This is a genomic window from Paenibacillus sp. FSL L8-0663 (assembly GCF_038008125.1).
GTDB lineage: Bacteria > Bacillota > Bacilli > Paenibacillales > Paenibacillaceae > Paenibacillus > Paenibacillus polymyxa_D.
In genome coordinates this window covers 5,438,302-5,452,297 of the sequence record NZ_JBBOYM010000001.1, presented here as the reverse complement: position 1 = coordinate 5,452,297, position 13,996 = coordinate 5,438,302, and the positions used below count along the sequence as shown (strand labels likewise).

Below are 13,996 nucleotides of genomic sequence, written 5' to 3'. Positions count from 1 at the left end.
TTGTTATTGTTGTTACATAGATGGAGTGTGTGTCTTAGGGTCAACGGGTTTGTTCTTGAAGCCCACATTATTGTTACCCCAGCACCGATCGTAATGGAAACCTGTCAGCTGCTCGAACACTTTGCGAGCTTCCGGTTTAGCTGATTTCATGGAGCCACCGTTTTTGAGGCGGTCAATTTCGGCGATTAGCTTCTTGTGGCTGTCAATATCCAGCTTCATCACGACAGAAGCAATCATACCGATGATCGCAAGAACGATGGTACCAACCACGAGTACATAAAAGATGGCGTGCTGAGCAGCGACGGGCTGACTATCTGCCCCGGATACAAAGCCAAAATGCTGTAACACCCAGCCGAGAATGAAGACGACAACGGCCCGCACCATTTTTCCGGCAAAAGTCATCATACCTGCATAAATACCTTCCCGGCGACGGCCAGTCAACGCTTCATCCACATCGGCAAGGAACGTGTATTGATTCCATGGGATATAGTAGACGCCACCAGTACCAAGCCCCATGAACAGTGTGATGACATATAGCCATACCATCGTATTAGAGGCTCCCGTCATATAGAGCAGGCCATAACCTGCTACGCTAAAGCAAACGACAACGAGGGCGGCAATGAAAGGCATACGGAACCCTTTACGCACACAGAATTGGATGAAGAAATAGGTAGAAATCAATTGAATGACAGAGTTAAAGCTGTTCAAATTGGATACCATCTCCGAGCTTTGAAACAAGGAGAAGACAATAAAGTACGTAAAAGCAGAAGTAAACAGCCACTCAGCTGAAAAGCCGCCCAGGTACATCCCGAGATGATGTCGGAACGTCTTGACTCGGAAGGTAGAGGAAATATCGACAAACAACTTTTTCATCGAATCGATAAAGGAAAGCGGAGCTTCACCTTCCAGTTCCTTTTGCAGTTCCTCACTTGGACGTTCCCAGGAGTTTTTGTACAAGAATGCCATCGCAATCAGCAAAATAGCTGCAAAAACGAGACCGGTATAAAAGAAAGGCAATGGAGAGTCTTTGCCATACTCAGCAATAAAGCGACCAGGGATAAAGGCAGCGGCAAAATTGGCAATTTTGCCAAACATGGCCTTCCATCCAGTTAATCTGGAGCGTGCGCCGAAGTCGCGGGTCATCTCTGACGCTAGTGCTTCATACGGCACCATGACTGAGGTATACACCAGTTCAAACAGCACGTACGTACTCAGGTAATACCAGAAGCCCAACCCATCTACCCAAAGCATCGGATACACGAGCATCAGCGGGATACCCATCATGATGAAAAAGCGTCGTCTGCCGAATTTACGGCCCAAGCGGGTCCGGTGAAAGTTATCGCTGATAAAGCCCATGACCGGATTGCTGACTGCATCTATGATGCTAGCAACAGAGAAAATGGCCGCGGCCTGAACGGGAGACAGTCCGCAAAAGGTTGTATAAAAGTACATTAACCATGCACCGCTAATCGCAAGTGCGCCACTTCCCAGCATGTTACCGCTTCCATAGGCGAGTGTATGTTTCAGTGTGATTCTTCGTTCCATGATCTGTTCACCTCATATTTTGTCTGGTTATGAGGACAATCACCGGTCGCTATATTATGCAGAATTGTCTAAGTTGGTAGATGGGCCAGGGCGTCCTGATTAAGCGGGGCTTTTAACGTGCCCCTATATTTTTTCCGCTCGGAGTACCCGAGCCGATCAGATCGCTCCCTTTGGCCAGCTTAAGGAAATCACCTAGCTGGATGGAACCGTCTGCACCTCGAGTGATAGAAGGCGTGAGACTAACAAAGTCGTCTGCACTGACTACCAGACCTTTGGCATTCGTCGATTTTTTGTTTTTCCACCAAACGCTAGAGTTGTCTTGATCTGTACCGCTTGTTTTGTCACTGGCGCTTCCCTCAAAGGAAAGATTGTTAATGAACACGTGATCACCCTTGTCAAAAGCAAAATTACTTTGTCCATTGTCCCACGAGGTATTATTGGTCAACGTAATGCTGCCGGGGTTGCTATTGTAGGTGAAGCCGTGTTTTTTGTTCTGGAAAGCAATACTGTTTTTCACAATATGGTTGACTTTGATTTTGTCTCCACCCAGCTTAAAGCCATTGCCGTCGCTGTTCGCGGTAGACGTTCCATCTGCGGTCTGCCCGTTGTGGTGGGCCACACTGTTCAGGATGGTTACCTCACCGATAGGGCCTGTTTCTGTTTTGCTATACAAATCCCAACCATCGTCTACGTTGTACGCAGCCAAGCAGTTATCAAACACATTGCCTGATCCTACAGTCAATTTGGCCGCGAAGCCATCGGCATCCTCACCATTATCGGGATCAGCGTTATCATGAGAGTAAGAATTCAAAATCAAATTATTCGAAGGCCACTCACTAGTGGAAGCGTTAGGAGAGTAACGCCCGAGCTGAAGTCCAGTATCCCGGTTGTGGTGGGTTTCCACGTTTTCGATTCGGTTATTGCTACCGCCGATATAGATACCATTATCTCCGGCACCCTTTACTTCAAGGCCCTTTACCAGCCAAAAGTCTCCGTTAAGCTGAAGTCCACGATTGGCTGAACCAAAGGCTTGAGCAGAGAAATCAAGTACCGGCTTTTCACTACCGTAAGCGACCAACCCTTTGAGTGAGCCGTTATTGCCGCTATTTTCACGCTGAATTGTAATCGTTGAGGAGTAGGTGTAGTTGCCACCGCGCAGGTAAATGGTTTTACCAGGAGCAATTTGTGTAAGAGCTGCTTCGAGTGTGGTAGGACTAGATATGGTGCCCGGATTGGACACGTTACCATTTGGCGCCACATACAAATCTCCTGCCGCTAACGTTGTGGAGACGGTGGTTGAGTCAGTTGTACTAACTGCCTCTTCTGTGAGTGCGGAAGAAGGGGTGTCGTTGGGTAACGTATCTGCGTAAGCGGTTCCAATAATACAAGAAGAGGCGAAAACAAAAGAAACACTGAGTCTTAGAGCGTTAAATCCGTTTTTTGGACGATCATTCCGTTTAAACATGTAAATTCCTCCTCATTTGAGTTCTTATTTTAAAAGAAGATAGCATATATAAAAGTGGCTCATGCTGTCTTACCAGTAAAAACAGGACACCTCCTGGGGTGACAGATTGATCTAACCTATGTCTAATACGCTCTATGAAGTATATGCACAGTGTAATATATGTTAACGTTTGCATCAACAGTTTTTTACTGTTTTTTTAATGTTGTGAAAAAAAGTTCACACTTTTGTTTCAACTAAAAATGCACTTTTGTCAGACTGGGAAAATTTGATTATACTTAAACATTATACATATAATAGGAATGAAGACTGTGGGAAAGGGTGGGTTTAGCGCATGGAGAGTGGAAATCATTTGACAGATTCAACTGTCGAACAATTGCAGGAAAAGCAGCCAAGAGTGAAAAAGGAGATGATCGATTGGCTTAAGGCCATTATTGTAGCCATTGTGCTCGTGTTCATTATACGTTGGCTATTATTTGCGCCATTTATTGTTGAGGGAGCGTCCATGGAACCGAATTTCAAGACAGATGAACGAGTAGTCGTGAACAAGGTGATTTACGATTTTCGTGATCCCAAGCCGAGTGAGGTTGTTGTATTCCATGTGAGAAAGGAACAAAGAGACTTTATTAAGCGTGTTATTGGGGTGGCTGGCGATACGATTCGGTATCAAGGCGACAATCTTTATGTGAACGGTAAGAAAGTAGAGGAGTCATACATTCAGGGAGCTATTCAGGATGCGCACGCCAAGGGAGAACTATATAACAATGTGGACTTTCCAAATGGAACCATAACCGATTCCAAGGTACCTGAGGGGTATATTTTTGTGATGGGCGACCACCGCAATAATAGTAGGGATAGTCGTGCTATTGGCTTTGTTTCTATTAAAGATATTGTTGGCCGTGCGGATGTGATTTTTTGGCCGGTGGATAGCGCGCAATGGGTTAAGCATAAATAAGGCCAGAGTACAGGCATGGACATCACGAAGACAAGAGGACTTGCGTAAAGTTTACGCAAGTCCTCTTTGGGTCATCTGTAAGGGTGTAGTTGAATCAGCCTTTGACGGCTCCGGCAACAACGCCTTTGACAATGTATTTTTGCAGAAAAATAAATACGATAATCGAAGGCAGCACAGCCATTACCATCGCGGTCATGGCGTATTGCCAGTCGGATGTGTACTGTCCGACGAAGGTATAGGCGGCCAGCGTCAGTGTCTTAGTGCTGGGCGAGCCGTTAACCATGAGTAACGGAAGCAGAAAATCGTTCCAAATCCACATCACGTCGATAATGACAATGGTGGCGGTGACTGATTTCAGCAAGGGGAAAATTACGGAAAAGAAAAGCCGGAAGCCCGAGGCCCCATCGATTTTGGCGCTTTCGTCAATCTCGACCGGAATGCCCTTCACAAAGCCGTGATAGATAAACACGGCCAGCGGAGCGCCGAAGCCCCAATACAGCAAGCCAAGTCCCCAAGTGCTGTCTGCCAGATTTAAGTCTTTCGCTAGTCGCAAGACAGTGAGCATGATGGACTGAAACGGGATCAGCATCGGCATAATGCACAGCATGTAAATCACGGAGCTCCATTTGCTCTTGGTTCTTGCCAGCTTGTAGGCCGCGATGGAAGATATCAGTACGATACCTGCCAGTCCGACGACGGTAATAATGGTGTTATTCAGAAATAGGCGTGGATAGTCAATGAATTTCCATACATATACGTAATTATCCAGCGAAAGCTGCTTAGGCAGGGCAATGACGTCGGTCATGACCTCAGCGAAGCTTTTGAACGAATTGTTAATGGCGAGAAACAGCGGGTACAAAAATAACAGTGATAATACAATCATGCCCGCTTCTAGCAAAATACGTCCTGTACGGCTGCGTTGCATCAGGCTTCAACCTCCCTGCGTTTGAAAATAGACAATTGAATAATCGTAATGATCAGGACTGCAACGAATAAAATCAATGCTTTGGCTGTTCCGTAGCCATACAGATTGTTCTGGAACGTGTCCCGGTAAATATCATACGCAATGCTGTATGTCGTACCTCCCGGCCCACCGCCGGTCAGAGATAAAATGACGTCAAACACTTTGATTGAGTTGGTCAGTGCCATGAAGACTGAGATCGTAATGGAAGGTGCAAGCATCGGTAGAATAATACTGAAAAATCTCCGAATCGGCCCCGCGCCATCGACAATGGCAGCTTCTTTTAGATCCTCTGGCACAGATTGCAAGCCTGCAATATAAATGACCATGTAAAAGCCAATGGATTGCCAGATCGATACCGCCAAAATGGAAACAAACGCGAGCCCTTCCTCACCCAGCCAACTGAGCTGGAAGATGCCCCAGCCTGTACTGTGACCCAATGACTCAAAGCCTTGCATGAAGATAAATTTCCATATGAATCCAACAATTACAAGACTGAGGATATAAGGGATAAAGAAGGCCGCTCGCAACCAAGCTGAGCTTTTCAACTTCATATCGAGAACGAGCGCCAGCAAAATGGCCAGCACATTCACCAATACAATGTACAGGATGGCATACTTGACGGTAAACCAGGCTGCATGTGCAAAATTGGCGTCTCCAAGCAAGATTTGCTTGAAGTTATCCAGACCTACAAATTTCGGATGTTTGGATATGCCGTTCCACTTGGTCAGGGAATAGCGTATCGTCATCAAAAACGGAATATAAAATGCAATCGTAATGCACAAGATTACGGGCAGTGTGAATAAACCGAATTCCAGTTTACTGCCCTTGTCGCCCCGGGTTCCCCTTTTTTTCAGCATAACGCACCTCTTTTTCTCAACATTTTCCGCTCTTACGTTCCAAGCTGTTTAAGATATAATGAAAGTATAGGATAGCTCTAGGGCCGGACCAATGGATTTAAGAAAACAGTTGAGGGTAAAAATGTGTACGCTTTCAAAAGGGGCGATTATCATGATGTCAGAGCGTGTAAGAACGTTTCTTCGCTCTATGTGGAGGAGAATCACGCAAAAATTAGTGAACAAGCTCATTCTACTTTTTACCTCGGTGATTATTCTGGTGGTGGGCTCACTCACAATTATTTCCTATCAGATGATTGAAAAGGAGTCGGTTAACCATAGCATCGCCAGCACGACCAATAATCTGCTGCTGGTCAATCAGAATTTGGAGGATTACTTGGAGGGAATGCAGCAGTTGGCTCTTCCGCAGCTACGTTACAACGATATTATGAACGCGATTGCCAATGAGAACTGGGACTATGCTTCGAGAATGGTCATTGAGAATTACTTGCGCAGCATGTTTTATTCGCGTACCGATCTGGAAGCGATCTATCTGTACGTGGCGGACCGACATCAATACTATGTGGTGACCAGGGAGACGTATAACATTACGGTGCGCAAAGGAGTAAATACAGATATTCCCAAGCTTCCTTGGTATAAAGAGGCGATGGCCAGTACCACGAATGAATCATTTCAATCCTTTGTGGGGTCCCGCTCTGATATGGGCTATGTAGCGCCACAAGCCAGCTTTATGGCATACCATCGAGTGCTGAGGTCGATTGCATCCCGTCACCCGCAGGCGGTGCTGTCCTTTTATTACAATACGAGCACCGTGGATGAAATCATGCAGAACATTCCACTGGGCAAAGGGGACCAATTGATGCTAATGAGCCCTAAAGGGGTTCCCTTTTATGTGAACAGCTTTCCGCTATATGAGCGGATGCGTGATTCCGGAGTGTTGGCACAGATTGGCAAGGGAGGAAGCGGGCGAGTAACGTGGTCTGATCGCAGTGGCAATCAGGAGTATTTGGTCGTCTATGATGCTGGCGAAAAGGATGGGTGGCAGCTCATTAAGCCCATCCCATACCGCCAGATTTATGAAGCAGCTACGACAACACGAAACTGGAGCTATGCCATTGGGGCTTTATTTTTAGGTGTGTCTATTATATTAGTAACACTGACCTCGAACGCCATTACCCGACCTTTACATAAGCTGTCCACCCAGATGAAGCGGTTTAGCACCGGAGATTTTGGAGCAACAGCTCCTGTGAAGGGACATGACGAGATTGCATATTTGTCACTGCATTTTAACGAAATGGTTCAAAGAACCGAAGAACTTATTAATGAGCGCTATCGCATGAAGCTGGTCGAAAAGAACGCCATACTCAAGGCGTTGGAGGCTGAAATTAATCCTCATTTTCTGTACAATGCCCTGCAAGCCATATCCACACAGGCATTAAAGCGGGAGATGTTCGATATGGCGGATATGGTGGATGCGTTGGCCCAAACGTTACGGTATTCCATCAACGGCAAGGATATCGTAGCTGCCCGCGAGGAGCTCAAGCATATTGAACGATATATAGGTCTGCAAAAAGCAAGATTCGGGGCGAGACTGCGGGTCGAAGTGGTATGGGAGGAAATGCTGATGGAGCTGCCGATTCCAAGGTTATCTGTGCAGACGTTGGTGGAAAACGCTATCAAGCATGCGTTGGAAAAAGTATCAAGCGATATTCTGATCGTCATTTCAGCCGATTCGAGTTCTACAGATGCAAATGCCACAATTGCAGTCAGGGACAACGGGCCTGGATTTTCAGAGGACAAGCTGAGACTGGTGCTGGATTCATTCCATGAAAAATGGGAAGAACGGGAGAGTGAGCATATTGGTTTGAAAAATCTGAACACACGGTTGAAGCTTTTGTATGGAGATCAGGCAGGATTATTCATCCTTACGGATGAAACGGGAACGGAAATGAGAATGCAAATTCCCCGGGGAGGAAGTAGTCATGTATAACGTATTGATTATTGACGATGAAGAGCCGTTGCGCGAAGCCATTCGTATTATCGGGGACTGGGACCGTCTGGGGATCGAACATATTTATGAAGCGACGAATGGAAGATTGGGACTGGAGCTGCTGTGTCAGCACCCTATAGATGTGGTGATGGTCGATATGAAAATGCCTGAGCTGAACGGTATCGAATTTCTCCGTGCCATCGAGAAGGCATATCCCCATCTGTTGACGATTGTCATTAGCGGCTACAACGACTTTGAATTTACACGGCAGGCGATTCAATCCCGGGTGGTGGATTATCTGCTCAAGCCTATCAATCGTCAGGATCTGAACCAGGCACTGCGCAAAGCAGTGGACATTCTGGAAAGCCGAGAGCAAAGCAAAAACAAGTCCATTAGCCAGAACATTACGCTGAATATGTCACTGCCGAAGCTGAAAGAGAAGCTATATTTGTCCATTTTGGACGGTAGCTTTAAAAGGCAGGCCAATACGGCGTTGCTCCCATTGATCGGAGCGGATCAGCCGGGGAATCGCTTTGGGGTGATCGTGCTGCGGCTGCTGAACAGGGATGAGATTCGCAGGACACGTTTTCATGGCGATGTCGATCTGATGGATTTTGCTGTAACGAATGTATTAGCGCAGACATCAGATGAACGGTTGAGTTGTTTTAGCTTCCCCCATCCGCGACGGGAGCGCGAGGTCATTTCGATCTGTACCCTGGCCCCAGGGCATGAAGAACATATGTCCCTCCTACTGGCACAAGTGGCACAGAAGGCGGTTGTGAACCTGCATGGGCTGTTCTGTATGGTAGTAGCGGCCGGAGTGGGCAAGCTCTGTACAGACGTAGTGGAGCTGGCTTCTGCCTATAGGGATGCCAAAACGCTTATTCACAGCACGGATGTATTGAAGCTGGAAGGGGAATCTATTCTCCATACGGTGCCCCGGCAAATGGCTACGTCAGAGGAAATGTCATGGACGGAGCAACTGTTGGCGATCCAAAAGGATGCTCAGACAGGTCAGGCAAACCGGGCAAAGGTGCTGCTGGGTGATCTGCTGAAACAATTGGCAACAGGTCCTGTTTTCCGTTTACAGGATGCAGATCGATTGATGCGGGAGTTCCATTTTCTACTGAAAGAGGCAGCGATTGAGTTGGGTGCGTCTACGTCAGCGTTGAATCAAGATGGAGCTTTGGAAGAACCGGAGCACGTGGGGGAAAGCGATTTGTCTGCTGATTTTACGAGCTTTGTTCACTACGGTCAGAGATTGAATCGGATGCTGGAGCTTTACATTGCTGGGGTCCAACATGCTCAAGCGGGGAACCAGCCCTTTGATATAACAGACATCAAAAGGCACATCGACCGTTATTATTTTGAGGATATTAAAATTTCGTTCTTTGCTGAAACCTATTTTTTGAGTCGGGAATACTTGATGAAGCTGTTTAAGCAGCAGTTTGGTTACGGTATTCACGAATATGTACAGAAGGTTAGGATGGACAAGGCGAAAGAGCTACTGGGCGATTCTAGCCTGAAAATACAAGAAATCTCGGATATGCTCGGCTACAAAGATAAAAATTATTTCAGTAAGGCTTTTCGTAATTATTATCAGGTATCACCGTCTGAGTATCGTGTGAGCTTGCAATAAACCACTTTTTTACCCTTAATGCTTCACTAATCTGCCTTTTTAAATTGGAGTATATTTTTTAGAATGATCGCATGGACGTTGATCACAAACAAATGGGGGAGTATCCATGTTAAAGAAGATGATGGCGTTATCCGGCAGTTTGCTTTTGACGGTCGGTTTGTTGAGCGGATGTGGAAGCAGCGGCGGCACGGATGCGTCGAAAGAAAGTGCTGGCGGCAAAGAAGATTTGAAAACGGTTACAATAAACATGTTCACAGCCTCACCAGAGTATACCGATGCTTTTAACGCGTATATCGAGGAGTATAAGAAGGTCAAACCTAACGTGAAGATCAATTTGGAGATCATGCAGGCAGACTACAACACGATTCTGAAGTCGAAAATAGCTTCAGGTAGTACACCGGATGTATTCCAAACGACGGCAGGAGGCGACATCGACACGTATGCGGATTATAGCGCCGATCTGACCAATGAGCCGCTAGCAGCAGCCATGACGGATGCTGTTCGAGCGAATATGAGTTCCAGTGACGGCAAAGTGCTCGGACTCCCGGTGAAGGGGAACCTGTTTTCGTTGATTTACAACAAAGATTTGCTTACCAAAGCTGGGATAACCTCCCCGCCAAAGACGATTGCAGAGATGCAGGATGCGGTCACCAAGCTGGAGGCGAAGGGCATTACTCCATTTGCGAACGCATATAAAGAGTGGTGGGTATGGAAGCACATCTTCATGCACTATGTAGATGCTGCTGCACAGGATGCAGGCGTGGAGTCGAAGCAGCTCGTTAGTGATTTTATCGCAGGTAAAGCAAAAATCAAGGACTACCCCGTGCTGTACAACAACTTCTTTAGCTTCATTGATTTGACGGTGAAACATGGCACAGATAAGCCGCTGGAACGGGACAGCAATGCGGGAGTAAGTGATTTTGCATCTGGAAAAGCTGCATTTATGACGGGTAAAGGTGCGTGGGATGAGGAAGCGATCAAGAAAATTAACCCTGATCTCAAGATTGGCATCATGGGGTATCCGGTGAGTGACAAAGCTGATCAATCGGTCATCATTACCGGTGCGGATCAGGCACTGCGTATCAATAAGGATTCCGAAGTATCGAAGGAAACGATTGAATTTTTCAACTGGCTGTACACTTCGGAATACGGTAAGAACTGGTTCTCCCAGGTAGCGAAGGTGATTCCTCCAATTAAGGATGCACCGCTTCCTGATCTGGAAATGCCTAAGGAAATGGAAAGCATTTTGAAAACGTCGAAGTCCGGTGATCTGTCTGTTAACTACTCCTTGGATACATTCCATCAAAAATTTGGCGAGCTGATGCAGGCTTATATCAGTGGTAACATGAACAAGGATCAGGCAGTTGCAGAGATTGAAAAGGCATGGGTCCAATTAGGCTCAGCGCAATAAAACTGGTTTCGCAGGGGCGCCCGTAAGGGCGTCTTTTGTGTTATGGCTAAGAGTTGGGAAAAATGCAGACAAAAAAATATTTAATAATATTTAAATATTTACTTGCAAAAAGTTATTAGGTTGTGGATAATAGATTGTGTGCAATACATCTACAACCTTACGATATACATAATGACTGCACGGTGCAAATACGAGGGATACCCCGGTTGGGGAATCTCTTTATTTCGTTTGGACTGTGCCGATTGTGCTTATAATAGACCGTGTAATTTGAAACGCATTTTTAGTTATGTGGTAGAGATGAAAAAGGAGATGAGCGTTTTGAAGACTTCGTTGTTTACACCGTATACAATCAAAGATTTGGAGTTAAAGAATCGTGTGGTCATGGCACCGATGTGCCAATACTCGGTCACAGCCAAGGATGGGATTCCGAATGATTGGCATCATGTTCACTACCTAAGCCGAGCAATTGGAGGCACGGGGCTGATTATTATAGAAATGACAGACGTGGAACCGGATGGACGGATTACCGATTATGATCTGGGTCTTTGGTCAGATGAACATATTCCGGCTTATAAGAAGCTGGTTGACGGTATTCATGCGCACGGGTCCAAGGTAGGCATTCAGATTGCTCACGCGGGCCGTAAAGCTGAGGATGCAGCAGAGCCGGTCGCTCCCTCGGCCATCGCATACCCGGATGCGAGTTATAAACAGCCGCGCGCACTGACCACAGAGGAAGTCCGTGGCATGGTACAAAAATTCGCAGACGCCGCCCGGCGTGCGGTTCAAGCGGGCGTGGATACGATTGAGCTTCACGGTGCACATGGTTACTTGATTCACCAATTCCATTCGCCGGTTACAAACAAGCGTGATGACGTGTATGGTCAGGAGCTATCCCTTTTCGGCGTTGAAGTCATTCAGGCTGTGCGCAAGGAAATGCCTGCGGGTATGCCGTTAATCTTCCGCATCAGCGCGGTGGAATATGTAGATGGTGGATACGATGTGGATCATGCTATTGAGCTGAGCCGAGCATATCAGGCTGCAGGCGTAGACGTGATCCATGTCAGCTCGGGCGGAGAAGGACCGGCAGGCGCCAGAAAGCCAGGCAGCTATCCGGGCTATCAAGTGCCGTTTGCTCGCCAAATCCGCGAGGCGCTGAACATCCCAGTCATCGCCGTTGGCGCACTGGATGAACCAGCCTTGGCGCAGTCTGTTATCGGCAATGAAGATGCCGATCTGGTCGCTGTGGGACGTGGATTGCTGCGTGATCCATATTGGGCTACTCATGCAGCGGTGGCATTGCGCGGTGAGAAGCCTTCCATACCTGAACAATATCAACGTGGCTACTGAGGCCTAAGTAATCCCACGTTGTTTATATATAAACAAGGCACCTGCAACGAAGTGTACGCTTCGTCAGGTGCCTGTTTTGTTTTTATCGGGATAATGATTGGCAAATGAATAAATGTGATGGTTTTTACATTTTGTGGATGATTCAATCTGTATAATAATTATATTTGGTGTGTATAGGAGGATGAAAGAAATGCAGTATGTTATTGAAACGAAAGGCCTCCGCAAACAGTTCGGGATGTCGGTAGCTGTAGACGATATTTCCTTACACGTGGAGCGTGGCAGTATCTACGGTTTCCTCGGTGAGAATGGGGCTGGCAAAACAACGACCATCCGCATGCTGATGAGGCTGATTGAGCCTACAAGTGGGGAGGTTTTTTTATTTGGCGAGCGGTTGGAGACGAATTATCCATCTATCTTTTCCAAAATTGGAACGATTATTGAAACACCAGGTTTATACGAAAACCTGAGTGCGCGTGATAATCTGAGAATATGCTGTAAGTACATGGGAATGAAGGATGATGGAAGAATAGAACGTACCTTAACCACGGTAGGTTTAGAGCATACCGGTAAAAAGAAGTTCAAAGATTTTTCCCTAGGGATGAAGCAAAGATTGGGGATTGCGAGGGCGCTTGTTCATGACCCTGAGTTGCTCATATTGGATGAGCCAACAAACGGACTGGACCCATCTGGAATTAAGGAAATTCGTCAGCTATTGAAGCGGTTGTGCGAGGAAGACGGGAAAACAATTCTTATTTCCAGTCACATCTTGAGTGAAATTCAGCAGTTAGCTACACACATCGGGATTATACATAATGGAAAACTGTTAGCGGAAGATCGTTTGAGCCGGTTAGAGGAAGGTTTTGAGCAATATACAGATCTTAAGGTAGACGATGCAGGAGCAGTACAAACATTTCTACAAGAGCACATGAAGCAGCTACAATCTCAGGTGCTATCTCCACAACAACTAAGAATTCATAGTCCGATTGAAAATACATCTGCGTTAAATAAACAGTTAATAGATCATCAGTTTTCAGTTTATGAGATACACACCACAAAGCAGACGCTAGAGGAGTACTTTTTGACTCTCATTTCAGGAGAGGGTGGGCGACGTGATTAGAGCAGAGCTCATTAAGCTTAAAGGCTCTAAAGCCTTCTTGTTGAGTTTTATAATATTGCTGGCTGTTGTGTTGCTGGAATTCGTAACAAGCGCCGTTTTTTACCGATATTCAATTGATAAACGGGGTTGGACCTACTATTTTGAAGGCATAGTTCTTTTCGTTAATGTTGCAGCCGGATTTGTCAGTTATTACATTTTAACGGGTCATATTTTTGCGAGAGAGTACCAGGAAAACACGCACCTCTTTATGTTTACTACGCCTGTCACCAAGGCAAAATTTTATTTTAGTAAATTGATCATTATTTATGGATTTATTATTGTGTCGCTATTTATCGTTCTGTTTCTGTCTGCAGTATTAGGCATGCTTATTACAAATCGACCTTTAACGATGGCCATCTGGGTATACCAAATTCAAGTGTTTGCCAAAATGTGTGTGATGCATGCGATGTTAATCCCAATTGCCTCTTTTTTTGCTATACGCTGGAAGAGCATTATGGTGGTTGTACTCGTAGTTTGTACTGTTATATTTTTAAATTTTATGTATAAAAGTGAATGGTATCCGTGGATTGTACCCTATCTTTTGTCGCCCAATGAAGGAAGTGCGACTATACCTACCAATGTTTCAATAGCATGGCTCAGCTTATCCGTGATCTTTCTTCTTGGATTGTTTTTATCCATATGGACATATCAAAGAAGAGCCTAAATGAAGATT

11 protein-coding genes are annotated in these 13,996 nt (G+C 46.0%); 7 read left to right on the top strand and 4 right to left on the bottom strand.

Translation table 11 applies throughout. From position 1 onward, the window contains the following. Window positions 1-12: 12 nt before the first annotated feature. Together MKY75_RS24160 and MKY75_RS24155 are read right to left on the bottom strand one after the other, a co-directional pair. On the bottom strand, window positions 13-1,545 hold the full coding sequence (locus MKY75_RS24160; protein ID WP_340886800.1) for an MFS transporter: 1,533 nt from the start codon (window positions 1,543-1,545) through the stop codon (window positions 13-15). A gap of 112 nt (window positions 1,546-1,657) precedes the next feature. Then, the gene (locus MKY75_RS24155) at window positions 1,658-3,010 is read right to left on the bottom strand and encodes a right-handed parallel beta-helix repeat-containing protein (RefSeq protein ID WP_165145725.1); all 1,353 of its coding nucleotides are present in this window, start codon (window positions 3,008-3,010) and stop codon (window positions 1,658-1,660) included. A gap of 331 nt (window positions 3,011-3,341) precedes the next feature. Between MKY75_RS24155 and lepB the strand changes: the two genes are divergently transcribed. Continuing rightward, window positions 3,342-3,962 (top strand): signal peptidase I, encoded by a 621-nt coding sequence (lepB, locus tag MKY75_RS24150; RefSeq protein WP_029518758.1) that lies wholly within the window; start codon window positions 3,342-3,344, stop codon window positions 3,960-3,962. Window positions 3,963-4,056: 94 nt separating this feature from the next. On the opposite strand, the gene MKY75_RS24145 is transcribed toward lepB, so the two are convergent. Both MKY75_RS24145 and MKY75_RS24140 read right to left on the bottom strand, forming a co-directional pair. After that, window positions 4,057-4,887 carry a carbohydrate ABC transporter permease gene (locus MKY75_RS24145; protein WP_039271872.1) on the bottom strand — a complete coding sequence of 277 codons (831 nt, stop codon included), beginning with the start codon at window positions 4,885-4,887 and terminating at the stop codon, window positions 4,057-4,059. After that, window positions 4,887-5,783 carry a carbohydrate ABC transporter permease gene (locus MKY75_RS24140; RefSeq protein WP_029518756.1) on the bottom strand — a complete coding sequence of 299 codons (897 nt, stop codon included), beginning with the start codon at window positions 5,781-5,783 and terminating at the stop codon, window positions 4,887-4,889. Before MKY75_RS24140 ends, MKY75_RS24145 begins: the two co-directional genes overlap by 1 nt. A 121-nt stretch (window positions 5,784-5,904) precedes the next feature. On the opposite strand from MKY75_RS24140, the gene MKY75_RS24135 reads away from it, so the two are divergent. From MKY75_RS24135 to MKY75_RS24110, 6 genes are all read left to right on the top strand, one after another. Next, window positions 5,905-7,770 (top strand): cache domain-containing sensor histidine kinase, encoded by a 1,866-nt coding sequence (locus MKY75_RS24135; RefSeq protein WP_029518755.1) that lies wholly within the window; start codon window positions 5,905-5,907, stop codon window positions 7,768-7,770. Further along, complete coding sequence (locus tag MKY75_RS24130; protein ID WP_165145731.1) at window positions 7,763-9,409, top strand: response regulator; 1,647 nt, start codon at window positions 7,763-7,765, stop codon at window positions 9,407-9,409. Before MKY75_RS24135 ends, MKY75_RS24130 begins: the two co-directional genes overlap by 8 nt. Before the next feature lie 106 nt (window positions 9,410-9,515). After that, window positions 9,516-10,820, top strand: coding sequence for an ABC transporter substrate-binding protein (locus tag MKY75_RS24125; RefSeq protein WP_039271867.1), 1,305 nt, complete (start codon window positions 9,516-9,518; stop codon window positions 10,818-10,820). Window positions 10,821-11,138: 318 nt separating this feature from the next. Further along, on the top strand, window positions 11,139-12,167 hold the full coding sequence (locus MKY75_RS24120; RefSeq protein ID WP_340886798.1) for an NADH:flavin oxidoreductase/NADH oxidase: 1,029 nt from the start codon (window positions 11,139-11,141) through the stop codon (window positions 12,165-12,167). 190 nt (window positions 12,168-12,357) lie between these two features. After that, window positions 12,358-13,284: an ABC transporter ATP-binding protein gene (locus tag MKY75_RS24115; protein ID WP_165145734.1), complete on the top strand. Its 927-nt coding sequence runs from the start codon at window positions 12,358-12,360 to the stop codon at window positions 13,282-13,284. After that, window positions 13,277-13,987: an ABC transporter permease gene (locus MKY75_RS24110; protein WP_165145737.1), complete on the top strand. Its 711-nt coding sequence runs from the start codon at window positions 13,277-13,279 to the stop codon at window positions 13,985-13,987. The genes MKY75_RS24115 and MKY75_RS24110 overlap by 8 nt, the downstream gene beginning before the upstream one ends. The last annotated feature ends 9 nt before the right edge of the window (window positions 13,988-13,996 follow it).

Bases quoted from the DNA above. Each gene is read 5' to 3' on its own strand.
- MKY75_RS24160 (WP_340886800.1), bottom strand. From the start codon at position 1,545: ATGGAACGAAGAATCACACTGAAACATACACTCGCCTATGGAAGCGGT.
- MKY75_RS24155 (WP_165145725.1), bottom strand. From the start codon at position 3,010: ATGTTTAAACGGAATGATCGTCCAAAAAACGGATTTAACGCTCTAAGA.
- lepB (WP_029518758.1), top strand. From the start codon at position 3,342: ATGGAGAGTGGAAATCATTTGACAGATTCAACTGTCGAACAATTGCAG.
- MKY75_RS24145 (WP_039271872.1), bottom strand. From the start codon at position 4,887: ATGCAACGCAGCCGTACAGGACGTATTTTGCTAGAAGCGGGCATGATT.
- MKY75_RS24140 (WP_029518756.1), bottom strand. From the start codon at position 5,783: ATGCTGAAAAAAAGGGGAACCCGGGGCGACAAGGGCAGTAAACTGGAA.
- MKY75_RS24135 (WP_029518755.1), top strand. From the start codon at position 5,905: ATGTGTACGCTTTCAAAAGGGGCGATTATCATGATGTCAGAGCGTGTA.
- MKY75_RS24130 (WP_165145731.1), top strand. From the start codon at position 7,763: ATGTATAACGTATTGATTATTGACGATGAAGAGCCGTTGCGCGAAGCC.
- MKY75_RS24125 (WP_039271867.1), top strand. From the start codon at position 9,516: ATGTTAAAGAAGATGATGGCGTTATCCGGCAGTTTGCTTTTGACGGTC.
- MKY75_RS24115 (WP_165145734.1), top strand. From the start codon at position 12,358: ATGCAGTATGTTATTGAAACGAAAGGCCTCCGCAAACAGTTCGGGATG.